Source organism: Caballeronia arvi, assembly GCF_001544695.2.
In the GTDB taxonomy this organism is placed as follows: Bacteria; Pseudomonadota; Gammaproteobacteria; order Burkholderiales; family Burkholderiaceae; genus Caballeronia; species Caballeronia arvi.
This window is the reverse complement of sequence record NZ_FCOM02000032.1, coordinates 1-24,483: the sequence shown is the minus strand read 5'-3', so window position 1 is coordinate 24,483 and position 24,483 is coordinate 1. Positions and strand designations below refer to the sequence as shown.

Here is a 24,483-nt window from a genome sequence, read left to right as displayed (position 1 = left end):
TCAGCCCGGCTGGACGATCAGCTCGCCCGCGCGGCCGGGGATTTCGCCCCACGTCACAGGGTACGTGGGCAGCGTCGTGCGGTCCAGCGCCGCATGGTAATCGCCCATCGTGGCGAAGCTGTGTCCCTGCGCGCGCCAGCCGGCAAGCAGTTGCTCGAAGATCGGCGCGAGTTTCTGGCCTTCGAGCTCGGCGTGCAGCGTGAACACCTGATCGTGCGGATTGTTCGCCGTATGACGCAGCAGATGCGTGGCGACATTGCTCTCGTCGACGCCATCGACGCCCAGCACTTCGTCGAGCGTGGGCAGCGTGGTCGGCATCTGGATGTGGTTCAGCGTGCGGCCGTCGAGCACGGGGATGTAGGGCGTGTGGCCGCGCCCGTCGGACGCATAGCGCATGCCCCACGCGTCGATCTGTTCGAACGCATAGCCGTTCATCTGCCAGCCAGCCGCACCGTGCGTGACAGGCGGCCCGCCGAATATCTCGATGAAGCGCGCGTGGCTCTGTTCCATCTGCGCGACGGTCCAGGCACGATCGCGCGCACGCACGTTGTCCTGCCAGTAGACGTGATCCCACGTATGGATGCCGCATTCGAAGCCGGCCTCGTGGATCGCGCGCATTTCGGACACGGCTTCGCGGCCGATGTCCGGTCCCGGCAGCAACACGCCGTACATGAGCGTCTTCACGCCGTAGTGCTCGACCACCGACGTGCGCGACACCTTCTTCAGAAAGCCCGGCCGAAAGACGCGCCGTAGCGCCCAGCCGGTGTGATCGGGGCCGAGACTGAAGAGGAAGGTCGCGCGGGCGCTGTATTTGTCGAGCAGACGCGCGAGATTGGGCACGCCTTCGCGCGTGCCGCGCAGGGTATCGACGTCGATCTTGAGAACGATGCGGGCCACGCGCGCCTCTTTACGCCTGTTCCACGAGCTTGCGGGCCTCGCCCACATGCCCGCGATACGCTTCGAAAATCTTGCGCAGCGCGTCGTCCATGCTGGCTTGCGGCGCCCAGCCGAGTTCCTGCATCGTGTTCTCGATCTTCGGCACGCGGTTCTGCACGTCCTGATAGCCCGTGCCGTAGTACGCGCCCGACGAGGTCTCGACGAGCTGCACGTTCTTCGCGCTGTCCGCGTACTCGGGGAACGTGTTCGCGAGCGCGAGCATCTTGTTCGCCAGTTCGCGCACCGAGAAGTTGTTCGTCGGGTTGCCGATGTTATAGATCTTGCCCGACGCCACGCCGCCCTTGTTCTCGATGATCTTCATCAGCGCGCCGATGCCGTCGTCGATGTCGGTGAACGCTCGCTTCTGCGCGCCGCCGTCGACGAGGCTGATGTTCTCGCCGCGCACGATGTGGCCGAGAAACTGCGTCACGACGCGCGACGAACCTTCCTTCGGCGTGTAGATCGAGTCGAGGCCCGGGCCGATCCAGTTGAACGGACGGAACAGCGTGAAGTTCAGGCCTTCCATGCCGTAGCCCCAGATCACGCGGTCCATCAGCTGCTTGGAGCACGCGTAGATCCAGCGCGGCTTGTTGATCGGGCCGTAGGAGAGCACGGACTCTTCCGGGTCGAACTGCTCGTCGGTGCACATGCCGTACACCTCGGACGTCGACGGAAACACCAGATGCTTGCCGTACTTCACGGCCGAACGCACGATCGGCAGATTCGCTTCGAAGTCGAGCTCGAAGACGCGCAGCGGCTGCTTCACGTAGGTCGCGGGCGTGGCGATCGCGACGAGCGGCAGGATCACGTCGCACTTCTTCACGTGATACTCGACCCACTCCTTGTTGATCGTGATGTCGCCTTCGAAGAAATGCATCCGCTCGTGATTCGCGAGGTCGCCCAGGCGGTCGGTTTGCATGTCCATCCCGAAGACTTCCCAGTCGGTGGTTTCGAGGATGCGCTTGGACAGGTGATGGCCGATGAAGCCATTGACACCCAGGATCAGGACTTTTTTCATGAATGACGAGAGGATTGAATGATGCGGCCGAATTCGGCGGGTTCGACGGTGCGCGCTTCGCTCGACGCGACGCCCCCGGCATCGAGCGGCCGGTGACGCAACTCGTGGATGGCAATGACGCGGCCGTCGCCGCAGACGCCAAACAGCGCATTATCCGTCACGCTCAGGCCCGGGGGCAAACGTCGCAGCTCACCGAGTCTTTCGGGCACGATGCCCGGCGCGCCCGTTTCCGGCACGAGCCGCGCCCGCGCGACGATGAAACGGTCAGCGCCGATATCCGTGAACGCGCCCGGATACGGCGGCGCCACCGCGCGAATCAGGTTGTAGACACGTTGCGCCGGCTGCGACCAGTCGATGCGGCCGTCTTCCGGCTTGCGTCCGCCGTAATAGCTGCCCGACGCGAGGTCGTTCGGCAGATGCGGCGCCTCGCCCGCGAGCAGCGCGGGCAGCACGCGCCAGAGCGTCTGCTCGGCGGCGACGACGGTCTTGTCGAAGACCTGCGCCGCAGTGTCGTCGGGAAGAATCGGCACCGGCGTCTGCGCGAGGATCGCGCCGGCGTCGGGCTTCTCGGCCATTTCGTGCAGCGTCGCACCGGCCTCGGTTTCGCCGTTGAGCACGGCCCAGTTCGTCGGCACGCGGCCGCGATACTTCGGCAGCAGCGAGCCATGCATGTTGTACGCGCCGCGCTTCGCGAGCGAGAGCAGCGACACGGGCAGCATGTGCCGGTAATAGAACGAGAAGATGAAATCCGGCGCGATGCGTTGCACCGTGTCGTGGAGTTCGGGCGACCTCGGATCGGCGGGCATGATCGTTTCGATGCCGTATTCCGCCGCGACCTGCGCGACGCTGCCGAACCAGATGTTCTCGCTCGCGCTGTCCTCGTGCGTGACGACGAGCGCGACGTCGACGCCGCGCGCACGCAAAACCTGCAGGCAGCGCACGCCGACGTTGTGATAGGCGAAGACGACTGCGCGCGGCTTCATCGGCCGTCTTCCTCGCGCGTGACGACCGCCACGTGCAGCGCTTCCTGTGGCGGCCTGACCGCGGAGGGCAGGCCGTCGCGCTGCTCGAGGATCGTCTGCACGAGATAGCGCGGCCGTGCGCGCACCTGTTGATAAATGCGCCCGATATATTCGCCGAGCAGCCCGAGCGCGAAGATGATCACGCCCAGCATGAAGAACGTAATGGCGAAGAGGGTGAACACACCCTGGACTTCCGCGCCGAACATGAAGCGCCGAATCACCAGCAGCAGGAACAGGCCCGCCGAGCCTACCGACAGAATCACGCCGATGAACGACAGCCATTGCAGCGGCACGACCGAGAAACCGGTGACGAGATCGAAGTTCAGGCGGATGAGGCTATAGAGCGAATACTTCGATTCGCCCGCGAAGCGCTCTTCGTGCGCGACATCGACTTCGATCGGATTCTGCGCAAAGGTGTACGCAAGCGCCGGGATGAACGTGTTGATTTCGCCGCAGCGGTTGATCGTATCGATGATATGGCGGCTGTATGCGCGCAGCATGCAGCCCTGGTCCGTCATCTTGATCTTGGTGATGCGCTCGCGCAGGCGGTTCATCGCGCGCGACGCCTTCTTGCGCCACAGGCTGTCCTGGCGCTGCTGACGAATCGTGCCGACGTAGTCGTAACCCGCGCGCATCTTCTCGACGAGCTTGCCGATTTCCTCGGGCGGATTCTGCAGGTCGGCGTCGAGCGTGACGACGATCTCGCCGCGCGATTGCTCGAAGCCCGCGAGGATCGCCATGTGCTGCCCGTAATTGCCGTTGAGCAGAATCACGCGCGTGGTGTCGGGCCGCACGTGAAACTGCTGCGCGAGCAGCGCGGCCGATTTGTCGCGGCTGCCGTCGTTGATGAAGATCACCTCATACGACGTGGCGAGCGCATCGAGTGCCGGATAGAGGCGCTGGAAGAGGGCGGCGAGCCCGTCTTCCTCGTTGTAGACCGGGATGATCACCGAAAGCTCGGGAGAGGTCGCCGGAAAATCCAAATGACTCATGTTGGGCTGAGTGTCCTTGCTGGTTACCCGTTGTGCGCGAACTGTTCGCAAATTTCATCGATCGATTTCACGACGTGCGCGACATCGTCCGTGCTCATCAGCGTGAAGAGCGGCAGCGTGACCGTCGACGCGCCGAGCTTCTCCGCGTGCGGGAACATGCCTTCCCTGAACCCGCGCTCTCGATACAGCGTGAAAAGATGCAGCGCCGGATAGTGCAGGCCCGTGCCGACACCGCGCTCCTTCATCTCGGCCATGAACTCCGCGCGCGTGAGTTTCAATTTGTCGAGCGGTAGCGTGATCTGAAACATGTGCCAGTTGCTGTCGCTGAAGTTGCGCAGCGGCAGGCCGACACCGAGCTTCACGGCCGCGCCGCCTTCGAACGCATCGAAATAGGTGCGTGCGAGTTCGCGGCGTTTTTCGGTGAAGCGCTCGATCTGCCGCAACTGGCCAAGGCCGACGCGCGCCGCCACGTCTGTCAGGTTGTACTTGCCGCCGAGCACGTCGCAGTCCATGCCGTCGAAGCCCGTGCGCGTGATGCCCTGCAGCCGGTACTTGCGCGCGAGCTCCGCTTCGTCTTCGTTATTGAGCACGAGCGCGCCGCCTTCGATCGACGTGACGTTCTTGTTCGCGTGGAAGCTGAACGACACGATATCGCCGATCGCGCCGATGCGTTTTCCGTGCCAGCTGGAGCCGAACGCCTGCGCGGCGTCTTCGATCACGCGCAGCTTGTGGGCGCGTGCGATCTCGTAGAGTTTGTCCATGTCGACGGGCAGACCCGCCAGATACACCGGCATGAGCGCTTTCGTGCGCGGCGTGATGGCGCGCTCGAGCAGGTCGAGATCGATATTGCGCGTGACCGGGTCGATGTCGACGAACACCGGCGTCGCGCCGACTTCTAGAATCACGTTCGCGGTCGACACCCAGGTCATCGGCGTGGTGATGACCTCGTCGCCGGGACCGACGCCCGCGATGCGCAGGCCGATTTCCATCGTGCAGGTGCCCGAGTTGAACGCACGCACGGGCCGACCGCCGACGTACGCGGACAATTCGGCTTCGAACTGCTGATTCTGCGGGCCGGTCGTGATCCAGCCCGAGCGCAGCACGTCGACGACACCCTGAATGGTTTCTTCGTCGATTTCCGGCTTCACGAAAGGCAGAAACGGCCGCGTTGTTTGAGTCATGGACTATGCGCTTAAAAATGAGTTGATCCGGTCGAACGTTCGACTGCGTGCCGCTAGCCGCGTGCGAGCACCACGACGCCCACGAGAATGATGCTGATGCCGACGAGCCGCTGCATCGACAAGACTTCGCCGAACAGATACCACGCCGCGAACGCATTGACGACGTAGCCGAGCGAGAGCATCGGATACGCGATCGACACTTCCACCCGCGACAGCCCGACGATCCACACGACGACGCTCAGTACATAGCACGCGAGCCCGCCGATGATGGGCAACTGTGTCGCGATCTTGATGCCGACCGGCCAGATGTTGGCGGGCGTCAGATCGAAATGGCCCACCGCGTTCACGCCGGCTTTGAGCAGAAGCTGGGCGCATGCGTTCAACAATACGCCGATGACGATGCAAATAAAGGAAATCGGGTTCATCGCGCGTTTTTCAAATACGGAACAAGGATACTCGGTTCATCTCGATATACCGAACGATCGTGCGGCGCAGTGTCGCTCAAGGCTGCGGTTTCTCGACGATCACGCGGCGGTAATCGCGTGCGATCACCTGCATGGGCACATGACGTGCCACGAGTTCGTCGTAGCGGTTCGGCGGCATCAGCGCGAGCGCGTAACGTTCCGCATCCCACCGCTTCACCCAGTCGTCGATGCTCGGCACCCATTTTTGCGGCTCGGTCTGCACGCCGAAGGTCAGTTCGTCGGCTTCCTGGACCATGATCATCGTGTGGCCGAGGTAGAAGGGCATCGTGTGATCGAGCTTCGCGATCGAATAGAAGGGCGTGTCGGGCGGCAGTTTGGCCATCGCGGCCTTCACCGCCGGCACGAGTTTCACACCCGAACTCTGCGTGCCGAAGACATCATGGCCCGAGCCGGCGATCGTGCCGAGCAACAGCCACGCCGCGCCCAGGCCCGCCGCGCCCGCGAGCACGCTGCGCCGGTTCAGCCAGATCGCGAAGATCGTCACGACGAATGCCACCGCGATGCCCGCGTACACCCACACCTGGAACTCGCGATAGAGTGCGTTCGGATTGCTCGCGTTGCCCGCCCGCCCGATGAAAATCGCGCCGAATGCCGCCGCGATCAGAAACACCGCGTAGCCGATCAGATGCATGCGGTAGCGCGTCTTCGTCAGCGACGGCAAATAAAGCCCGAGCACGAGCGCGAGGGCGGGCGCCATCGGCAGGACATAGGAAAGCAGCTTCGAGTGCGACGCGCTGAAGAACAGGAAGATGAAGGCCGACCAGACGAGCAGCATCGTGACCGGCGCGAAACCGTTGGGTTGACGCGGCGTCTTGAGGCCGTGTCGCACACTCTGAAAGGCAATCGACAGCCACGGCAGAAAACCGACGATCAGCACGGGCACGAAGTAGTACCACGCGCCGGGACGGTTCTGCTCGGGCGTCAGATAGCGGTTGAACTGCTGGACGATGAAAAAGAAGTTGAAGAACTCGGGGTTCTTCATCTGCACGAGCACGAACCAGGGGGCCGTCACGATCAGGAACACGATCAGCCCGCTGCCGATATAAAGCCTTCTCCAGAGCGCCCAGTCGCGCGAGACGAGCGAATAGAGGATGAGAATCGCGCCCGGCAGGATCAGGCCGATAAGCCCCTTGGACAACACCGCGGCGCCCATGCCGGCCCAGCAGAGCCACATCCACAGACGCACTTCGCGCGTCGGCAGGCCGGGGCGCTGGGCAAGCAGAAGCGCACAGAGCGTCAGTTCCATCCAGAACGACAGGCCCATGTCGAGCACGTTGAAGTGCCCCATGAGATTCCAGAACGGGCAGGTCGCGAGGATGACCGCGGCGGCGAAGCCGGTCATCGCATTGAACACGCGCGTGCCGGTGTAGCCGACGAGCAGCACGCCCGCGAAGCCCGTGAGCGCCGTATAGAGCCGCGCCTGCCATTCGCCGATGCCGAACCAGGCGAAGGTGAGCGCGTTCGCCCAGGTCTGCAGCGGCGGCTTTTCGAAGTATTTGTAGCCGTTGTAACGCGGCGTGATCCAGTCGCCGGTCACGAACATCTCGCGCGCCATTTCGGCGTAGCGGCCTTCGTCGCTCGGAATGAGATGACGATAACCGAGCGGCGCGAACCAGACGATCGCGAGCGCGAGAACCAGAAGAATGAGCGAAAGATGCGTGAGCGGTAGCCGCGAAGGCTTATCGTTCATGAAGTCGACCTGTCCGATGCCGCGATGCGCGGCGCTAGTGAAACGAAATGGGCGTTGGATGCGGGCGGCGCGAAGAGACGTCGTGCGCATGCTCAGGCACGCATTTTCGCTGCGAGTTCGCCCGTGCCGGCGTGCCGGGTCATTCACATGCCAGTCCGGCGTCCGGAAAGACGCACGCGGGCGGGAGTGTAGCGCACGCCCGGCTGACGTTTGTCAAATTTGACCAGAAGCAGGCGCCGGCGCGCAGATATTGGCGTCGGCGGAAGTCTGCCAGCGCTTCCTTAACGCTCCCTTAGGCGGGTTGTCAGGCTTCGATAAGAAGCGCGGCGGCCACGCGGCGGCCTTCGGACATCAGGATGTTGTAGGTGCGGCACGCCGCGCCGAAATCCATCGTCTCGACGCCGATGCGGTGCTTCGCGAGTTGCGCGGTGAGACGCGGATGCGGAAAGCGCAACCGCGACCCGCTGCCGAAGATGACGACTTCCGGCGCGGCCTCGACGAGCGCCGCGAAGTGCTCGGGCGTGAGCGCGTCGAACGACGACACCGGCCACGTCGCGACGGGCGTCTCGGGCATGACGATCACACTGCCTTCGTGTCTTTCGAGATTGACCGCCACGAAACCGTCTCCGTAGCTTGTTATGGTGTTGAGCGCTCTGTTGGAATCCTGGTGCAATTTCAAAACAGTGATCCGGCAAGGGAGAGAGTGAAGACTCGGTGCAGAAGCGGTTCCGGGCGGCGCCAGGCGTTTTGCGCCCGCTTTCGCGACGAAAAACCGCGTTCCTTTGGTGCATTGCGGAACTGAGTCATAATCAGTAAATTATAACTTTTCGGCTGCCGGGCTTGCTCGTGCGCCGTCAGTTGCGCTCGCGTGCCAGCCACAAGCCGCCTCCGACACGCAATCCGGTCCGCATCGCCCATGCCTTACCTGGCGCGGCGTCTAAAATGCATCGTTCGGCGCTCGGGAACGCGCGAGTCGTCCGGGCGAGCCACCTTCAGGCTTCACCCTCGGTTTTCGCATCACGCCCGTCGGCTGCCCGCGCGCGTGGCTGGCTGCGCAGAATACCGAGCCGCACCGACCGCTACCGAAAACCAGTCCGCATTCACAACAGACCCAGAGCGCCAGCCGTGAAACCGATTCTCAAATCCAACAAGCTGCAAAACGTCTGCTACGACATTCGCGGGCCTGTGCTCGAACACGCGAAGCGCCTCGAGGAAGAAGGCCATCGCATCATCAAGCTCAATATCGGCAATCTGGCGCCGTTCGGCTTCGACGCGCCGGACGAGATCATCCAGGACATGATCCGCAATCTGCCGGGCAGCTCGGGCTATTCGGACTCGAAGGGCGTGTTCGCCGCGCGCAAGGCGATCATGCATTACACGCAGCAAAAGGGCGTGGCGGGCGTGGAGCTGGACGATATCTACATCGGCAATGGCGCGTCGGAGCTGATCGTCATGGCGATGCAGGCGCTGCTCAACGACGGCGACGAAGTGCTTTTGCCCGCGCCGGATTACCCGCTGTGGACGGCGGCCGTGAGCCTCTCGTCGGGCACGCCGCGCCACTACATGTGCGACGAAAGCAACGGCTGGATGCCGGATCTGGACGACATCCGCGCGAAGATCACGCCGCACACGAAGGCGCTCGTCGTCATCAATCCGAACAACCCCACAGGCGCGTTGTACTCGGACGAGCTGCTGCGCAGCCTGATTTCGCTCGCGCGCGAGCACGGCCTCATCATTTTCGCGGACGAGGTCTACGACAAGATCATCTACGACGGCAAGACGCATACGTCGATGGCCGCGCTCTCGGAGGACGTGATCACGGTCACGTTCAACAGTCTGTCGAAGAGCTATCGTTCGTGCGGTTATCGCGCGGGCTGGATGGCGATTTCCGGGCTGATCGAAGAAAACCGCCGCCGCGCGAAAGATTATCTGGAAGGGCTGGGCATTCTCGCGTCGATGCGCCTGTGCCCGAACGTGCCCGGCCAGTACGCCATTCAGACGGCGCTCGGCGGCTATCAAAGCATCAACGACCTGATCGTGCCGAGCGGGCGTCTCTTCAAGCAGCGCGAGCTCGCGTACGACATGCTCACCGCCATTCCGGGCGTCAGCTGCGTGAAGCCGCAGGCCGCGCTCTACATGTTCCCGAAGCTCGATCCGAAGATGTACCCGATCCAGGACGACCAGCAATTCATCACCGATCTGCTGCTCGAAGAGCGCGTTTTACTTGTACAGGGCACGGGCTTCAACTGGCCGACGACGGATCACTTCCGCGTGGTCTTCCTGCCGAACGTCGACGATCTCGCGGATTCGATCAACCGCATCGCGCGCTTCCTCGACGGCTATCGCAAACGGCATTCCGCTTAATTTCTCTTTAAAGACTCGCGCTGCATGGAACCGATCAAAGTAGGACTCTTGGGCTTCGGCACGGTCGGCAGCGGCACCTTCACGGTGCTGCGCCGTAACCAGGAAGAAATCAAACGACGCGCGGGACGCGGCATCGAAATCGCGCGCGTCGCGGTGCGCACGCCGGCGAAGGCCGACGCTGCCGCTTCCCAGGGCATCGCCGTCACCGACGACTTCAACGCGGTCGTCGACGATCCTTCCATCGACATCGTGTGCGAAATGATCGGCGGCACGGGCTTCGCGCGCGAACTCGTGCTGCGCGCGATCGCGAACGGCAAGCACGTCGTGACGGCCAACAAGGCGCTGCTTGCGGTGCACGGCACGGAGATCTTCGAAGCCGCGCGCGCGAAGGGCGTGATGGTCGCGTTCGAAGCGGCGGTGGCGGGCGGCATTCCGATCATCAAGGCGCTGCGCGAAGGGCTGACGGCGAACCAGATCCAGTACATCGCGGGCATCATCAACGGCACGACGAACTACATCCTTTCGGAAATGCGCGACCGCGGGCTCGACTTCGCGACCGCATTGAAGGCCGCGCAAGAGCTCGGTTACGCCGAAGCCGATCCGACCTTCGATATCGAAGGCGTCGACGCCGCGCACAAGGTCACGATCATGAGCGCGATCGCGTTCGGCGTGCCGGTGCAGTTCGATCGCGCCTACGTGGAAGGCATCAGCAAGCTCGCGGCCATCGACATTCGCTACGCCGAGGATCTCGGCTACCGCATCAAGTTGCTCGGCATCGCGCGGCGCACGGAGAAGGGCATCGAACTGCGCACGCATCCGACGCTGATTCCGGCGAAGCGCTTGCTCGCGAACGTCGAGGGCGCGATGAACGCGGTCGTCGTGCACGGCGATGCGGTCGGCACCACGCTGTACTACGGCAAGGGCGCGGGCGCGGAGCCGACGGCGTCGGCGGTCGTCGCCGATCTCGTCGACGTGACCCGCCTGCATACGGCCGATCCGGAGCATCGCGTGCCGCATCTGGCGTTCCAGCCGGACAGCCTGTCGAACACGCCGATCCTGCCGATCGACGAAGTGACGAGCGGTTACTACCTGCGCCTGCGCGTGGCGGACGTGACCGGCGTGCTCGCGAACATCACGCGCATTCTCGCCGACAAGGCCATCTCCATCGACGCGTTGCTGCAGAAGGAATCGGAAGAAGTCGACGGCGCGAACAAGGGCGAAACGGACATCATCCTCATCACGCACGAGACGCTGGAGAAGAACGTGAACGCGGCGATCGCGGACATCGAAGCGCTCTCCACGGTCGTCTCGAAGGTGACGAAGCTGCGCATGGAAGCGCTCAACTAAGCACGGGTTAGCACGATGAACTACATCTCGACGCGCGGCGCCGGCCAGAACGAGCGCCACACGTTTTCCGACATCCTGCTGGGCGGTCTCGCGAAAGACGGCGGCCTGTATCTGCCCGCGGACTATCCGCGTGTATCCGCCGATGAACTCGCGCGCTGGCGTGCGCTGTCGTACGCGGATCTCGCGTTCGAAGTGCTGTCGAAATTCAGCGACGACATTCCCGCCGACGAGCTGCGCTCGCTCACGCGCAAGACCTACACCGCTCAGGTGTACAGCAACGTGCGTCACGAAGAGAGCGCGGCGCAGATCACGCCCTTGAAGACGCTCGGCGTGGAAAACGGCGCGACGCTGTCGCTGCTGGAACTGTCGAACGGTCCGACGCTCGCCTTCAAGGACATGGCGATGCAACTGCTCGGCAACCTGTTCGAGTACGCACTGGCGAAGCACGGCGAGGAACTGAACATTCTCGGCGCAACCTCGGGCGACACCGGCAGCGCCGCCGAATACGCGATGCGCGGCAAGGCGGGCGTGCGCGTGTTCATGCTGTCGCCGCACAAGAAGATGAGCGCGTTCCAGACCGCGCAGATGTTCTCGCTGCAGGACCCGAACATCTTCAATCTCGCGGTCGAGGGCAATTTCGACAACTGCCAGGACATCGTCAAGGCCGTGTCGAACGATCATGCGTTCAAGGCGAAGCACAAGATCGGCACCGTCAATTCGATCAACTGGGCGCGTGTCGTCGCGCAGGTCGTGTACTACTTCAAGGGCTATTTCGCCGCGACCAAGAGCAACGACGAGCGCGTGTCGTTCACGGTGCCGTCGGGCAACTTCGGCAACGTGTGCGCGGGACACATCGCGCGCATGATGGGTCTGCCGATCGATCAGCTCGTCGTCGCGACCAACGAAAACGACGTGCTCGACGAGTTCTTCAAGACGGGCGTGTATCGCGTTCGCGGAGCGACGGAGACGTATCACACGACCAGTCCGAGCATGGACATTTCGAAGGCGTCGAATTTCGAGCGCTTCGTGTTCGACCTGCTGGGCCGCGATCCGGCGCGCGTGCTGCAACTGTTCCGTGATGTCGAGGAGAAGGGCGGCTTCGATCTGGCGGCGAGCGGCGATTTCGCGCGCGTGCAGCAGTTCGGCTTCGTGTCGGGCAAGAGCGGGCACGACGATCGCGTGAAAACGATCCGCGACGTGTTCGAGCGCTATCAGACGATGATCGACACGCACACCGCCGATGGCGTGAAGGTTGCGCGCGAGAACCTCAAACCCGGCGTGCCGATGATCGTTCTGGAAACTGCGCAGCCGATCAAGTTCGGCGAGACGATCCGCGAGGCGCTCAATCGCGAGCCGGAACGGCCTTCGGCGTTCGTGGGACTTGAAAACCTGCCACAAAGATTCGATATCGTTCCCGCGGATGCGGGCGTGGTGAAGGCGTTCGTCGCCGATCGAACATAACGCGAGAGGCGCATCCGCCTCGTGCGGAGCTTCGTCGAAACGCACGGGGCGCGGCCGTATGGCCGCGCCCTTTTTTCTGGGCGATGATTTCGCGGAGCGCGCCCGCCTCCGGTGAAGCGCGGGAAAACCCCGCCAAAAGCTGCTAAAATCTCAGGTTTTTCGTCGTACCCCATTCAAAAGGACGCGCCGTGCTGTCTACCGCCAACATCACCATGCAATTCGGGCCCAAGCCCCTCTTCGAGAACATCTCGGTCAAGTTCGGCGAAGGAAACCGCTATGGACTGATCGGGGCGAACGGCTGTGGCAAGTCGACGTTCATGAAAATCCTGGGCGGCGATCTCGAGCCGAGTTCCGGCAACGTCATGCTGGAGCCGAACATCCGTCTCGGCAAACTGCGCCAGGACCAGTTCGCATACGAAGACATGCGCGTGCTCGACGTCGTCATGATGGGCCACACGGAAATGTGGGCCGCGATGACCGAGCGCGACGCGATCTACGCGAACCCCGACGCGACGGACGACGACTACATGCGCGCCGCCGACCTCGAAGCGAAATTCGCCGAGTACGACGGCTACACGGCCGAGGCGCGCGCGGGCGAGCTGCTGCTCGGCATCGGCATCGACATCAACGATCACAATGGCCCGATGAGCAACGTCGCGCCTGGCTGGAAGCTGCGCGTGCTGCTCGCGCAGGCGCTGTTCTCGAAGCCCGACGTGCTGCTGCTCGACGAGCCGACCAACAACCTCGACATCAACTCGATCCGCTGGCTGGAAGACGTGCTCAACCAGTACAACTCGACGATGATCATCATCTCGCACGATCGGCACTTCCTGAACCAGGTCTGCACGCACATGGCGGACATGGATTACGGCACGCTGAAGATCTGGCCGGGCAATTACGACGACTACATGCTCGCGTCGACGCAGGCGCGCGAGCGTCAGCAAAACGCCAATCAGAAGGCGAAGGAACGTGTCGCCGATCTTCAGGACTTCGTGCGCCGCTTCTCGGCCAACAAGTCGAAGGCGCGTCAGGCGACCAGCCGTCTGAAGATGATCGACAAGATCAAGATCGAGGAATTCAAGCCTTCGTCGCGGCAGAACCCGTTCATCCGCTTCGAGTATGAAAAGAAGCTGCACAACATCGCAGTGGTCGCGGAAGACATCACGAAGAAGTACGACCGCACGATTTTCCAGAACCTCTCGCTCTCCGTGCAGCCGGGCGAGCGCATCGCGATCATCGGCGAGAACGGCGCCGGCAAGACCACGTTGCTCAAGTCGCTCAAGGGCGCGCTGGATCTCGATCACGGCACCGTGAAGTGGGCCGAGAACGCGAACGTCGGCTACATGCCGCAGGACACCTACGAAGAGTTTCCGAAGGACGAGACACTGACCGACTGGATCGACCAATACCGCAAGGAAGGCGACGACGAGCAGATGATGCGCGGCACGCTCGGCCGCCTGCTTTTCAATGCGGACGACATCAAGAAGAACGTGAAGGTGCTGTCGGGCGGCGAGAAGGGCCGCATGATCTGGGGCAAGCTGATGCTCGGCCGCCACAACGTGCTCTTGATGGACGAACCGACGAACCACATGGACATGGAGTCGATCGAGTCGCTGCAGATCGCGCTGGAGAAGTTCGAAGGCACGCTGATCTTCGTCTCGCACGACCGCGAATTCGTGAGCGGGCTGGCGGATCGGATCATCGAAGTGAAGACGAACGGCACGCTGCGCGACTTCGGCGGGAATTACGAGGATTTCTTGTCGAGTCAGGGGATTCAGTAACCTCGCTCCGTCACCCAGCAGAATGGAAAAAAGCCGCGTATGCGGCTTTTTTCATTGGTACGCGCCGGGTCACAGCCTGTCGTTGCGAAACCGCATGGCCGTGCCCTCGCGCTTGATACGCTCCCAGATCGCGCGCTTCTCCTCATCGTTGAGAAACACCCAGTTGGATACTTCGCCGGCTGTGCGGCCGCAGCCCTTGCACACATCGTCGAAAAGCGTGGAGCACACGCCGATACAGGGGCTGTCGGGAAGATCGTGAAGATTCGAAGACATTGGATTCACTCGTGACCGCGTCATCGTCCGAAAAAGGGGCGATAACAGGGCGGTCGAAATCGTAAAAAAGTTCAGCGCGCGATACTGTAGCCTATTCGCGCGATCCAGTGATTTCGCTGGTTGTAATCGAGGATATCCTCGCCGTAGCCGTTGAAGTAGCTCACGAACAAATAGCCGCCCCATGCGCTGCCGATCAGCTTCGCGAGCGGATAGGTGAGCTGCGACTCGACGCTGCCGTACCAGTGCTTCGTGCCCTTGCGCAGCGTGGTCGCGAGCTGCCAGCCGTCCGGGCTGCCGTACTTCACGAGAAAGTCCACATAGCCGCGATAATCCGCGATGTCCTCGTTGCCGGCCTTCGACAGGTAGTAATAGAACTTCGGCGAGAGCGTCAGGTGATTGCCGTTCAGATCGCCGAAATCCCAGGTCGGACGCACGAACGCGATATTGATGGAGCGGGATTCGTCGCCGCTCTTGCCGTTCGATTCGTGCCCGAAACCCGCGGAAACGCCGATGCGCGTGAAGAGCGGGCTCTTCCATCCGGTGTCCTCGACGTAATAGAACAATTGCGGCTGGAAGCTGATGTCGCGAAAGGGCGATGACTCCGCGGAAAGATTCCAGATCGCCGTCTGCGTGTAGCCGAAGTAGAGATTGTCCAGCAAGCCGCGCGAGCGCGGATCGTCGGGCAGATGCAGACGGTATTTGAAGCTGAACTGGAATTTGGCGAGGTTGTCGCCGTTCTTGCCGTCGGCGAAATAAATCGGATCGAACGTCGAGAAACGGCCCGAGAGCATCGTGTCGCTGGTGGACATCGGCAAAGGCACAGCGTTCGCGGCGGCGCTCGCGCTCGCGACCTGTGCGGGCGTCGTGGCCTGCGTTTCGCGCCGCTCGGCTGCGGCGACCTCCGTCTGCGATTCGCCGCGATTGATCGTGACAAGCATCGGCGATGCATCGAAACCGACCGGGTCGATCTTCACCGTGCCGCGCGCCGCGTCGGGCCACGGCGCCGAAAAGCGCACACGGCGATATTGGCCGGGCGCGAGGCGCAGGCGGTCGGGCACGCTCGGATCGCGCGCGAGCGTGAGCGGCGCGGGCGGCAGATCGCCGTTGGTCAGGTTCACCGTGAGTTGCTTCGGCAGTTCGACGCTCAGCGGTGTCGGATCGTCGGCGGTATAGAGCAGCGTCAGTTCCAGCGGTTGCGAAGCGGCGGCTTCGCGCGCGGGCTGGAGCACGGCGACGGTCGCGTGGGCCGCGCCGCTTGAACCGAGCAACGCAAAAAGAAGCGTGAACGTGCGTGCGCAGCCGGAATTCGGCCAGATCGATCGTGGGCCTTGAGCCATGTAGTTCGTGTCCTGTTTCGGGCGGCAACCCGGTGTGACAGCGAAACCGGCATCGTGATCCCGAGATCGGCGCCGAATCGCCTGCCTCAGCCCGAAAACATCGCCTGCCACAACATCGCGCCGTTCAGCGCGACGATCACGCCCGCGCAAGCCCACGCCAGCGCGAGCGGCAAGCGTGCAACGCGCCAGCGGCCCATCAGTCCGAAGTCGGAGGCGAAGCGCACGAGCGGAATGACGGCGAGCGGCAATTGCAGGCTCAGCACGACCTGCGTCGCGACGAGAAGCGCGTTCGAGCCGTGCTGGCCGAAGCTCCCGACCGCGACGAGCGCCGGCCCGATCGCGAGGCCGCGGGTCAGCAGGGCGCGCGCCCAGCGGGCCATTTTCAGGCGCAGGAAGCCTTCCATCACCGCCTGGCCCGCGAGCGTGCCTGTGACCGTCGCGTTCAGGCCGCAAGCGAGCAGGGCGACGGCGAACACGACGCCCGCCCAATGACTGCCGACGAGCGGCGCGATGAGCCGGTGCGCATCGGCGAGATCATCGACCTCGATGTGACCGCTCGTGTGAAACACCGCCGCGGCGACCACCAGCAGCGACGCGTTGACAATGAACGCGAGCCCGAGTGACGCGAACGTGTCGATGTTCACGCCGTGCAGCGCGCGCCCGATGCTCGGATCGTCCCGGACGCCCGCGTGCTCCTTCACGAGCGCCGAGTGCAGATAGAGGTTGTGCGGCATCACCGTCGCGCCGAGGATGGCCACCGCGAGCCAGAGCATGCCGGCGTCGCGCAGAAGTTCGCGCGATGGCGCGAGCCCGCGCATCGCCTCGCCCCAGACCGGATGCGCGAGCGCGAGCTCGACCACGAAGCAGAAGCTCACGAAGAAGATGAGCGTCGTCACGGCGCGCTGCAGCGGTCGGCGTCCGCGGCTTTGCAGCGCGAGCATCGCGAAAGTTCCGACCGCCGAGATCAGCACGCCCGCAGTGAGCGAGAGGCCGAAGAGCATCTGTAAGGCCACCGCGCTGCCAACGACCTCGGCCACATCGCACGCGATGATCGCGATTTCGCACGCGATCCACAGCACGAGCGTCGTGCGGCGGCTGTAGCGCTCGCGGCACAGTTGCGCGAGATCGCGCCCGGTGACGACACCCACGCGCGACGCGACCCATTGCAGCAGCATGCCCATCAGGCTCGCGAGCAGGACGACGAAGAGCAGCGAGTAGCCGTAGCGTGCGCCGCCCGAAAGCGCCGTCGCCCAGTTGCCGGGGTCCATGTAGCCCACGGCGACGAGCGCGCCCGCGCCCGCGAACGAGTACCACCGCCCGCGCGGACGCGGCGCCCGCGGCCGATCCTCGCGGCCGGCCGCGGGCGACTGCGCGCCGGAGTTCGCGGCGGAAAGCTGGGCGAGCACGGACGGATTGGTATTCATGCGGAAAGCGGCCTCGAATAGCGATGCAACGGCGGCGTCGATCAGTCGTGCGCACGGGTTGCCGGTTCACAAAACGCCGCCGTTCGCGGCGCACGTCGAATTGGCTCGCAACAACTGTTCCGCTGGCTATTCGTCAGGCTCGGACGCCGTCTTGCGGGGCTTCGGGCGGCCGATCACGAATAATGACATTGCATCGGCCTTACGCGCCCGCGCGCCACGATGCGAGTGTGGTTTTATCAGGTGCCGCCGGGAGCGATTAGGGGCTAAAATGCGCGCTCTTTCTGACGGCCCGCGATGCGGGTGCGCGCCCGCCGCAAGTGCTGCGAGGCTTGCCGGCCGTGCAACGCAAGGGCGTGTACATTTTGCGCGACAGGCGGCGCATTAATTTTTGTCGCGCTTGTGTTTAATGGTAGTTTCCGGGTTTCAAGGGGAGTCGCGAGCCCGATCGGGGCGTGAAACGACGCGCAGAGATCGCGCGGCACGACGCCGTGACACGCAGGAACAAGCAGGAACAAGGGAGAATCGAAATGAACGAGAAACTGGCGAGCCGTATGGCCAAGCTGGCGGGCGCCCTGACATGCGCCGCGATGTTGACTCCGCTCGCAGCAACGGCGAAGGACACGCAGTTGAACGTGTACAACTGGTCGGACTATATCGCCAAGGACACGATTCCCAACTTCACCAAGCAGACCGGCATCAAGGTGAAGTACGACAACTACGACAGCGACGATACCCTCCAGGCCAAGCTGCTCACCGGCCGCTCGGGCTATGACATCGTCGTGCCGACGTCGAACTATGCAGGCAAGCAGATTGCCGCGAACATCTTCGCGCCGCTCGACAAGTCGAAACTCCCGAACCTCAAGTATCTCGATCCCGACCTGATGAAGCTCGTCGAGGGCGCGGACCCCGGCAACAAGTACACGGTGCCCTGGGCGTACGGCACGACCGGCCTCGGCTATAACGTCGACAAGGCGAAGCAGATCCTGGGCGCCAACGCCGAGCTGAACAACTGGGACATCCTCTTCAAGCCCGAGAACATCTCGAAGCTGAAGGCGTGCGGTGTCTCGGTGCTCGACGCGCCGGACCAGATGTTCGCGGCCGCGCTGCATTACATCGGCAAGGATCCGATGAGCACGAATCCGGCCGACTATCGCGAAGCGCTCGCGATGATGAAGAAGATCCGCCCGTACATCACGCAGTTCAACTCGTCGGGCTACATCAACGACATGGTCGGCGGCGATATCTGCTTCACTTTTGGCTGGTCGGGCGATGTCGTGATCGCGAAGCATCGCGCGGTCGACGCGAAGAAGGCGTTCAAGATCGAGTACTACATTCCGAAGGGCGGCGCGCCGGTGTGGTTCGACGTGATGGCGATCCCGAAGGATGCGAAGAACAAGGACGCCGCGCACGAGTGGATCAACTACATCGAAACGCCGCAGGTTCACGCGGCCATCACGAACGCGGTGTATTACCCGAGCGCGAACCTCGAAGCGCGCAAGTACGTGGACAAGGACGTCGCGAACGATCCGGCCGTGTATCCGCCGCAGGATGTCATCAAGACGCTGTTCCTGCTGAAGCCGCTGCCGCCGGAAATCCAGCGCCTGCAGACGCGGCTCTGGACGGAATTCAAGTCCGGCCGATGAAACTGGCAAGCTGGCTATTCTTTTGAATCGACGAAGCCCTCGGACCTCCGGGGGCTTTGTTCGTGACCGCGGCGCAGGGCCGGGCGAGTCACCCGAAACATATGGAAGCAAGGAGTCGAACAGGCAATCATGAGTGAGCAGTCGAGCGCATTGAAGGCAGCGCCTAATTCCGGCCGGCGCGAGCCGGGCAGTTCCGGTGCGGCCCCGGCCACGGACGACAACTTCGTGCAGATCGTCGATGTCGTGAAGAAATTCGGCGAGACGACGGCCGTGCGCGGCGTCAACCTGTCGGTGAGAAAGGGCGAGCTGTTCGCGCTGCTCGGCAGTTCCGGCTGCGGCAAGTCGACGCTTCTGCGTATGCTCGCAGGACTCGAGTCGGTGACGGAAGGGCAGATCCTGATCGACGGCGAAGACCTCGCGAAGATGCCGCCATACAACCGGCCCGTGAACATGATGTTCCAGTCCTACGCGCTCTTTCCGCACATGAGCGTCGAGTCGAATGTCGCGTTCGGGCTGAAGCAGGAAGGCGTAAAGGGCGGCGAGCTGAAGGACCGCGTACACAACGCGCTGCAGCTCGTGCAGATGGCGCAGTACGCGAAGCGCAAGCCGCATCAGTTGTCGGGCGGCCAGCAACAGCGCGTCGCGCTCGCGCGCAGCCTCGTCAAGCGCCCGAAGCTCCTGCTGCTCGACGAGCCGATGTCCGCGCTCGACAAGCAGATTCGCCAGCGCACGCAGATCGAGCTCGTGAACATTCTCGACACGGTCGGCGTGACCTGCATTATGGTGACGCACGATCAGGAGGAGGCGATGACGATGGCCAATCGCCTCGCCGTGATGAGCGAAGGGCAGATCGTGCAGCTCGGCACGCCCCATGAAGTCTACGAATATCCGAACACGCGCTTCTCGGCGCAGTTCATCGGTTCGACCAATCTCTTCGATGGCAATGTCGTAGAGGACGAGCCGGATCATGTGTTCGTCGAATCGTCCGAGCTGCCCGTGCGGCTCTATGTGAGCCACGGCATCACCGGGCCGCTCGGCATGCCGGTGACGATTTCCGTGCGCCCCGAACGCATCGCGCTGACGAGAAAGCCGCCCGAAGGCGCATACAACTGGGGCCGCGGCAGAGTGACGAACATCGCGTATATGGGCGGCTACACGCTCTATCACGTGACGCTCGATTCCGGGAAAGTGGTCGTCGCGAATCTGTCGAGCCTCGCGATCGGCGAGATAGATTCGCCCACCTTCGGCGACGAAGTCTACGTGCGCTGGAGTGCATCGGCCGGCGTGGTGCTGACGTCATGATGAAGCTGCTCAATCGTTTCGGCGTGAGCGGGCGCTCGCTGGTCATCGGCGGGCCGTATCTGTGGCTCCTGCTGCTGTTCTTCGTGCCGTTCCTGCTTGTCGTGAAGATCAGCTTCTCGGACAGCCAGCTCGGCATTCCGCCGTACACGGATCTCGTGAAGATGGAAGAGGGCGTGATGCATATCGCGCTCGACTTCGCTCACTACGCGTTCCTGATCCAGGACAGCCTGTACTTCGCGACCTACATGAACTCGCTGCTGGTCGCGGCGGTGTCCACCTTGCTGTGCCTGATCATCGGCTATCCGATGGCGTATTACATCGCGCGCTCGAATCCGGCCTCGCGCAACATCCTGATGATGGCCGTGATGCTGCCGTTCTGGACGTCGTTCCTGATCCGCGTGTATGCGTGGATCGGCATTCTGAAGAACAACGGCCTCCTAAATAATTTCCTGATGTCGATCGGCCTGCTGCATTCGCCGATCGAGCTGTATCACACGAATATCGCGGTATATATCGGCATGGTGTATTCGTATCTGCCGTTTCTCGTGATGCCGCTCTACGCGCATCTGGTGAAGATGGACCTGACCTTGCTCGAAGCCGCTTATGATCTCGGCGCGAAACCGTGGAAGGCGTTCGTGCAGATCACGCTGCCGCTGTCGAAGAACGGCATCATCGCCGGGTGTCTGCTCGTGTTCATTCCGGCGGTGGGCGAGTACGTGATTCCTGAGCTGCTCGGTGGCGCGGACACGCTGATGATCGGCCGCGTCATGTGGAACGAGTTCTTCAACAACGCCGACTGGCCGATGGCCTCCGCCGTCACCTGCGCGATGGTGCTACTGCTGCTCGTGCCGATGGCGCTCTTCCAGCATTTCCAGGCGAAGCAACTGGAGGAGAAGCGATGATCAAGCCCAGCCGTCCGTTGCAGATCACCGCGCTCGGGCTCGGGTTCGCGTTTCTGTATATCCCGATCCTGAGTCTCATCGTCTATTCGTTCAACGACTCACCGCTCGTCACGGTCTGGACCGAGCCGTCGCTCAAGTGGTATCGCGCGCTCGTCTCCGACGACGAGCTCATCAACGCCGCATGGCTCTCGCTGCGCATCGCGTTTTTCACGGCGTGCGCGTCGGTCGTCATCGGCACGTGGGCGGGTTTCGTACTCGCGCGCATGGGGCGCTTCAGGGGCTTCACGCTCTACACGGGCATGATCAACGCGCCGCTCGTGATTCCCGAAGTCATTCAGGGCATCTCGCTGCTGCTGTTGTTCGTCGAAATGTCGAAGCTGATCGGCTGGCCGGATCGCGGCTTCTTCACGATCTGGATCGGTCACGTGATGCTGTGCATTTCGTATGTCGCGATCATCGTGGAGTCGCGTGTGCGGGAGCTGAATCCGTCGCTGGAAGAAGCGGCGCTCGATCTCGGCGCGACGCCCTTGCGCGTGTTTTTCTCGATCACGCTGCCGTTGATCTCACAGGCGCTCGTGGCAGGATGGCTATTGTCGTTCACGCTGTCGATCGACGATCTGGTGCTGTCGGCGTTCCTGTCCGGCCCCGGCTCGACGACGCTGCCGCTCGTCGTGTTCTCGCGCGTGCGGCTCGGTCTGAATCCGGAGATGAATGCGCTCGCGACACTGTTCATCGCGCTCGTGACGATCGGTGTGATCGCTGCGAATTACTTCATGCAGCGCAGTGAACGAAGACGGCTGGCCGAGGTGATGTAACCCGCGCGATTGCAAGACAGCGGCCCCTAATGGGGCCGCTTTCGCTTCAGGCGTTCGACAGATGCTTCGCGAGCGTGGCCGGATCGGTATTCGTGCCACACAGCAGCACGCCGACGCGCTTGCCTTGCAGACGCTCGCGCAACGGGCCGAGCAGGGCCGCCGTGGCCGCCGCGCACGCGGGCTCGACCGCGAGCTTCAGCTCACTGAAGAGCTGCAGCATGGTGCGGCGTAACGCGTCGTCGGACACGGTGACGATCTCGTCGATATGCCGTCGGCATAGCTCATAGCTGTACTGCTCGGTGTGCGGGGCCATCAGCGAATCGGCGATGCCGTGCATCGCGCCCATCTTGATCGTGTGATTGGCATCGAAGCTGCGCCGCATCGCGTCCGATCCTTCGGGTTCGACGCCGTACACGTGCAACGATGGATTCGCGAGACGCATGGCCGTCGATACGCCCGCGGCCAGCCCGCCGCCGCCGATCGGCAGAATCACCGCTTCGAGATCGGGCGCCTGCGATGTCCATTCGTAGCCGAGCGTCGCCGTGCCGAGCACCGTGCGATAGCCATTGAACGGATGGATGAACACGCGGCCTTCTTCCGCTTCGATGCGCCGCACGACATCGAACGCCTCGGCGACGTTCTCCGCGAACACGACTTCCGCGCCGAATCGTCGGCACAGGGCGACACGAGCCGGGCTCGCACTCTTGATGATGACGACCTTCGCCCCCACGTCCATGCGCTGCGCCGCGTACGCCACCGCCACCGCGTGATTGCCTGCGGACACGCACGTGACGCCCGCCGAACGCTCGCTGTCGCTCAAGGCGAGGAGGTTGGAGAACGCGCCGCGCGCCTTGAAGGTACCGCTCGCTTGCAGCAGCTCGAACTTGAACGTGATCCGCGTGCCTTCGAGCGTCGGAAAGTCGTGGCGCTCGAAGGTCGGCGTGCGCGAAACCCAGGGCGTGAGCACCATGTGCTGCTCTGCGATTTCATCGAGCGTCGGGATGGGCGTGCCGTCGATCGTATTGTCTGAATGCTGGGCGGACGTGGACATGGGCGTGGATCAGCGCGGTTGAGCTTCGACTGACATGCTGTGAATGAACTTGCCGAGAAACGCCTCGCATTGCGCGAGCTGCTCGAGCGACACGTACTCGTTCGCCTTGTGCGCCTGCTCGATATTGCCCGGCCCGCAGACGATGCTCGGCACGCCCGCGTTGGCGAAGAGGCCGGCCTCGGTGCCGTACGCGACCTTGCGCTTCTCCTGATTCGCCGTGAGCGCACGCACGAGCTGCGTGATCGCGGCCTGCTCGGTAGCGTCGAGGCCCGGCGCGGACGCGAGCTTCGTGAACTCGATGGCCGCGCTGCCGTGCTCCTTCAGCATCTTCGGCAGCAGCGTTTCGCGCGCATACGCTTCGATGCGCCGGTAAATCTGGTCCGGATCGATCGTCGGCAGATTGCGGAATTCGAACTCGAAATTGCATTCGGCGGGCACGGTGTTGATGGAGTTACCGCCTTTGATCGTGCTCGTCTGACCGGTGGTGAAGGGCACGTCGTACAACTCGTCGAAGGGGCCTTTGGCGCGGAATTCGTCGACGAGATCGCGGATATGGCAAATGAGCCGCGCGGCGTATTCGATCGCGTTCAGCCCTTTCGGCGTCAGCGACGAGTGCGCCGCGAAGCCGCGCACGCAGCAGTGATACGTGTTGATGCCTTTATGCGCGATGACCGGGCGCATCGATGTCGGTTCGCCGACGATGCAGCCATCCGGTTTCAGGCCGCGCTTTTGCAGGTCGGCGATCATGATCGGCGCGCCTGCGCAGCCGACTTCTTCGTCGTAGGAAAGCGCGAAGTGGATGGGTTTCGCGAGCTTCGTCGCCTGCATCTTCGGCAGCATCGCAAGCGCGGCGCCGATGAAGCCTTTCATGTCGCACGAGCCGCGTCCGTAGAGCAGACCGTCGCGCACTTCGGGTTTGAACGGATCGCTCTGCCAGTCCTGCCCGTCGACGGGAACCACATCCGTGTGACCCGAAAGCACGATGCCGCCGTGGGTCTCGCCGTCGTGTGCCGGGACGGTGGCGAAGAGGTTCGCCCACTGACCGCGCGGGTCGGTGGTGATGGTTGCTTCGATGCCCGATTTGCGCAGTTCGTCGCGGACGGTTTCGATCAGGCCGAGATTCGGATTGCGGCTGACCGTATCGATGGAAATGAGCCGTTCGATCCACGGCAGGGAAATCGGGCTATTTTGCGACGAGGTCGATGGGACTTCGAGATTCGCCGGATCAGCGATCTGTAACATTTTTTGACTCCTGCGGGTAGGGTTTGATCATAGCCGAAATGGTTCGCGGTGGCCCGCGAGAGGGGTTTTGGTTTTGGGCTTCTATGAAATCCTGCTTTCGCATCGGTCTATTAGCACTGCCCCTCCCCGGGGCGGGGGTAACTTTCTTTGCTGCTGTGTATAGACCGGGGACATAGTTGACAGATTTGGCGGGGACATGGTTGACACTTTGGGCATC

21 protein-coding genes are annotated in these 24,483 nt (G+C 63.0%); 8 read left to right on the top strand and 13 right to left on the bottom strand.

What is annotated here, in order from left to right; translation table 11 throughout:
- The 8 genes from AWB74_RS27610 to AWB74_RS27575 all read right to left on the bottom strand — a co-directional run bounded on the left by AWB74_RS27610 (position 1) and on the right by AWB74_RS27575 (position 8,003).
- The gene (locus AWB74_RS27610) at positions 1–897 is read right to left on the bottom strand and encodes a polysaccharide deacetylase family protein (RefSeq protein WP_061149895.1); all 897 of its coding nucleotides are present in this window, start codon (positions 895–897) and stop codon (positions 1–3) included.
- A gap of 10 nt (positions 898–907) precedes the next feature.
- Positions 908–1,954, bottom strand: a complete 1,047-nt coding sequence (locus AWB74_RS27605) for a bifunctional UDP-4-keto-pentose/UDP-xylose synthase (RefSeq protein ID WP_061149835.1) — start codon at positions 1,952–1,954, stop codon at positions 908–910.
- The gene (locus AWB74_RS27600; RefSeq protein ID WP_061149834.1) at positions 1,951–2,937 is read right to left on the bottom strand and encodes a formyltransferase; all 987 of its coding nucleotides are present in this window, start codon (positions 2,935–2,937) and stop codon (positions 1,951–1,953) included. Before AWB74_RS27600 ends, AWB74_RS27605 begins: the two co-directional genes overlap by 4 nt.
- A complete protein-coding gene (locus AWB74_RS27595) occupies positions 2,934–3,968 on the bottom strand; it encodes a glycosyltransferase (RefSeq protein WP_061149833.1) in 1,035 nt (344 codons plus the stop codon). Before AWB74_RS27595 ends, AWB74_RS27600 begins: the two co-directional genes overlap by 4 nt.
- Positions 3,969–3,991: 23 nt before the next feature.
- The gene (locus AWB74_RS27590) at positions 3,992–5,149 is read right to left on the bottom strand and encodes a DegT/DnrJ/EryC1/StrS family aminotransferase (protein WP_061149832.1); all 1,158 of its coding nucleotides are present in this window, start codon (positions 5,147–5,149) and stop codon (positions 3,992–3,994) included.
- 53 nt (positions 5,150–5,202) lie between these two features.
- Complete coding sequence (locus AWB74_RS27585; RefSeq protein WP_061149831.1) at positions 5,203–5,574, bottom strand: DMT family transporter; 372 nt, start codon at positions 5,572–5,574, stop codon at positions 5,203–5,205.
- A 76-nt stretch (positions 5,575–5,650) separates the two neighbouring features.
- A complete protein-coding gene (locus tag AWB74_RS27580; protein WP_061149894.1) occupies positions 5,651–7,324 on the bottom strand; it encodes a glycosyltransferase family 39 protein in 1,674 nt (557 codons plus the stop codon).
- 304 nt (positions 7,325–7,628) lie between these two features.
- On the bottom strand, positions 7,629–8,003 hold the full coding sequence (locus AWB74_RS27575; RefSeq protein WP_061149830.1) for an Mth938-like domain-containing protein: 375 nt from the start codon (positions 8,001–8,003) through the stop codon (positions 7,629–7,631).
- A gap of 446 nt (positions 8,004–8,449) precedes the next feature.
- Here AWB74_RS27575 and AWB74_RS27570 point away from each other — a divergent pair, with 446 nt between their 5' ends.
- The 4 genes from AWB74_RS27570 (at position 8,450) to AWB74_RS27555 (ending at position 14,277) form a co-directional block, all read left to right on the top strand.
- Complete coding sequence (locus AWB74_RS27570) at positions 8,450–9,688, top strand: pyridoxal phosphate-dependent aminotransferase (RefSeq protein ID WP_061149829.1); 1,239 nt, start codon at positions 8,450–8,452, stop codon at positions 9,686–9,688.
- A gap of 24 nt (positions 9,689–9,712) precedes the next feature.
- Complete coding sequence (locus AWB74_RS27565) at positions 9,713–11,035, top strand: homoserine dehydrogenase (RefSeq protein ID WP_061149828.1); 1,323 nt, start codon at positions 9,713–9,715, stop codon at positions 11,033–11,035.
- A 15-nt stretch (positions 11,036–11,050) separates the two neighbouring features.
- The gene (gene thrC / locus AWB74_RS27560) at positions 11,051–12,496 is read left to right on the top strand and encodes a threonine synthase (protein WP_061149827.1); all 1,446 of its coding nucleotides are present in this window, start codon (positions 11,051–11,053) and stop codon (positions 12,494–12,496) included.
- Positions 12,497–12,684: 188 nt separating this feature from the next.
- Entirely contained in the window at positions 12,685–14,277 is a 1,593-nt protein-coding gene (locus AWB74_RS27555; protein ID WP_061149826.1) for an ABC-F family ATPase, read from the top strand.
- Between the two features lie 69 nt (positions 14,278–14,346).
- Here the strand turns inward: AWB74_RS27555 and AWB74_RS27550 are convergent, their stop codons facing one another.
- The 3 genes from AWB74_RS27550 to AWB74_RS27540 all read right to left on the bottom strand — a co-directional run bounded on the left by AWB74_RS27550 (position 14,347) and on the right by AWB74_RS27540 (position 17,311).
- Positions 14,347–14,550, bottom strand: a complete 204-nt coding sequence (locus tag AWB74_RS27550) for a DUF1289 domain-containing protein (protein WP_061127580.1) — start codon at positions 14,548–14,550, stop codon at positions 14,347–14,349.
- 71 nt (positions 14,551–14,621) lie between these two features.
- On the bottom strand, positions 14,622–15,887 hold the full coding sequence (locus tag AWB74_RS27545; RefSeq protein ID WP_061149825.1) for a phospholipase A: 1,266 nt from the start codon (positions 15,885–15,887) through the stop codon (positions 14,622–14,624).
- Positions 15,888–15,973: 86 nt separating this feature from the next.
- A complete protein-coding gene (locus AWB74_RS27540; RefSeq protein WP_061149824.1) occupies positions 15,974–17,311 on the bottom strand; it encodes an Nramp family divalent metal transporter in 1,338 nt (445 codons plus the stop codon).
- A 551-nt stretch (positions 17,312–17,862) separates the two neighbouring features.
- Here AWB74_RS27540 and AWB74_RS27535 point away from each other — a divergent pair.
- The 4 genes from AWB74_RS27535 (at position 17,863) to AWB74_RS27520 (ending at position 21,973) form a co-directional block, all read left to right on the top strand.
- On the top strand, positions 17,863–18,954 hold the full coding sequence (locus AWB74_RS27535) for a polyamine ABC transporter substrate-binding protein (protein WP_407642472.1): 1,092 nt from the start codon (positions 17,863–17,865) through the stop codon (positions 18,952–18,954).
- Between the two features lie 129 nt (positions 18,955–19,083).
- Positions 19,084–20,256, top strand: a complete 1,173-nt coding sequence (locus AWB74_RS27530) for an ABC transporter ATP-binding protein (protein ID WP_061149822.1) — start codon at positions 19,084–19,086, stop codon at positions 20,254–20,256.
- Positions 20,253–21,158 (top strand): ABC transporter permease subunit, encoded by a 906-nt coding sequence (locus AWB74_RS27525; RefSeq protein WP_061127575.1) that lies wholly within the window; start codon positions 20,253–20,255, stop codon positions 21,156–21,158. Before AWB74_RS27530 ends, AWB74_RS27525 begins: the two co-directional genes overlap by 4 nt.
- On the top strand, positions 21,158–21,973 hold the full coding sequence (locus tag AWB74_RS27520) for an ABC transporter permease subunit (RefSeq protein ID WP_061149893.1): 816 nt from the start codon (positions 21,158–21,160) through the stop codon (positions 21,971–21,973). Before AWB74_RS27525 ends, AWB74_RS27520 begins: the two co-directional genes overlap by 1 nt.
- Positions 21,974–22,019: 46 nt before the next feature.
- On the opposite strand, the gene AWB74_RS27515 is transcribed toward AWB74_RS27520, so the two are convergent.
- Both AWB74_RS27515 and argE read right to left on the bottom strand, forming a co-directional pair.
- Positions 22,020–23,024 (bottom strand): threonine/serine dehydratase, encoded by a 1,005-nt coding sequence (locus AWB74_RS27515; protein ID WP_061149821.1) that lies wholly within the window; start codon positions 23,022–23,024, stop codon positions 22,020–22,022.
- Between the two features lie 9 nt (positions 23,025–23,033).
- Positions 23,034–24,266, bottom strand: coding sequence for an acetylornithine deacetylase (argE, locus tag AWB74_RS27510; protein WP_061149820.1), 1,233 nt, complete (start codon positions 24,264–24,266; stop codon positions 23,034–23,036).
- Positions 24,267–24,483 lie beyond the last annotated feature (217 nt).

What these genes read in the sequence shown, in the direction of transcription:
- AWB74_RS27605 (WP_061149835.1), bottom strand. Translation starts at nt 1,954, where the DNA reads ATGAAAAAAGTCCTGATCCTGGGTGTCAATGGCTTCATCGGCCATCAC.
- AWB74_RS27600 (WP_061149834.1), bottom strand. Translation starts at nt 2,937, where the DNA reads ATGAAGCCGCGCGCAGTCGTCTTCGCCTATCACAACGTCGGCGTGCGC.
- AWB74_RS27595 (WP_061149833.1), bottom strand. Translation starts at nt 3,968, where the DNA reads ATGAGTCATTTGGATTTTCCGGCGACCTCTCCCGAGCTTTCGGTGATC.
- AWB74_RS27590 (WP_061149832.1), bottom strand. Translation starts at nt 5,149, where the DNA reads ATGACTCAAACAACGCGGCCGTTTCTGCCTTTCGTGAAGCCGGAAATC.
- AWB74_RS27585 (WP_061149831.1), bottom strand. Translation starts at nt 5,574, where the DNA reads ATGAACCCGATTTCCTTTATTTGCATCGTCATCGGCGTATTGTTGAAC.
- AWB74_RS27580 (WP_061149894.1), bottom strand. Translation starts at nt 7,324, where the DNA reads ATGAACGATAAGCCTTCGCGGCTACCGCTCACGCATCTTTCGCTCATT.
- AWB74_RS27565 (WP_061149828.1), top strand. Translation starts at nt 9,713, where the DNA reads ATGGAACCGATCAAAGTAGGACTCTTGGGCTTCGGCACGGTCGGCAGC.
- thrC (WP_061149827.1), top strand. Translation starts at nt 11,051, where the DNA reads ATGAACTACATCTCGACGCGCGGCGCCGGCCAGAACGAGCGCCACACG.
- AWB74_RS27550 (WP_061127580.1), bottom strand. Translation starts at nt 14,550, where the DNA reads ATGTCTTCGAATCTTCACGATCTTCCCGACAGCCCCTGTATCGGCGTG.
- AWB74_RS27545 (WP_061149825.1), bottom strand. Translation starts at nt 15,887, where the DNA reads ATGGCTCAAGGCCCACGATCGATCTGGCCGAATTCCGGCTGCGCACGC.
- AWB74_RS27540 (WP_061149824.1), bottom strand. Translation starts at nt 17,311, where the DNA reads ATGAATACCAATCCGTCCGTGCTCGCCCAGCTTTCCGCCGCGAACTCC.
- AWB74_RS27535 (WP_407642472.1), top strand. Translation starts at nt 17,863, where the DNA reads ATGGCCAAGCTGGCGGGCGCCCTGACATGCGCCGCGATGTTGACTCCG.
- AWB74_RS27530 (WP_061149822.1), top strand. Translation starts at nt 19,084, where the DNA reads ATGAGTGAGCAGTCGAGCGCATTGAAGGCAGCGCCTAATTCCGGCCGG.
- AWB74_RS27525 (WP_061127575.1), top strand. Translation starts at nt 20,253, where the DNA reads ATGATGAAGCTGCTCAATCGTTTCGGCGTGAGCGGGCGCTCGCTGGTC.
- AWB74_RS27515 (WP_061149821.1), bottom strand. Translation starts at nt 23,024, where the DNA reads ATGTCCACGTCCGCCCAGCATTCAGACAATACGATCGACGGCACGCCC.
- argE (WP_061149820.1), bottom strand. Translation starts at nt 24,266, where the DNA reads ATGTTACAGATCGCTGATCCGGCGAATCTCGAAGTCCCATCGACCTCG.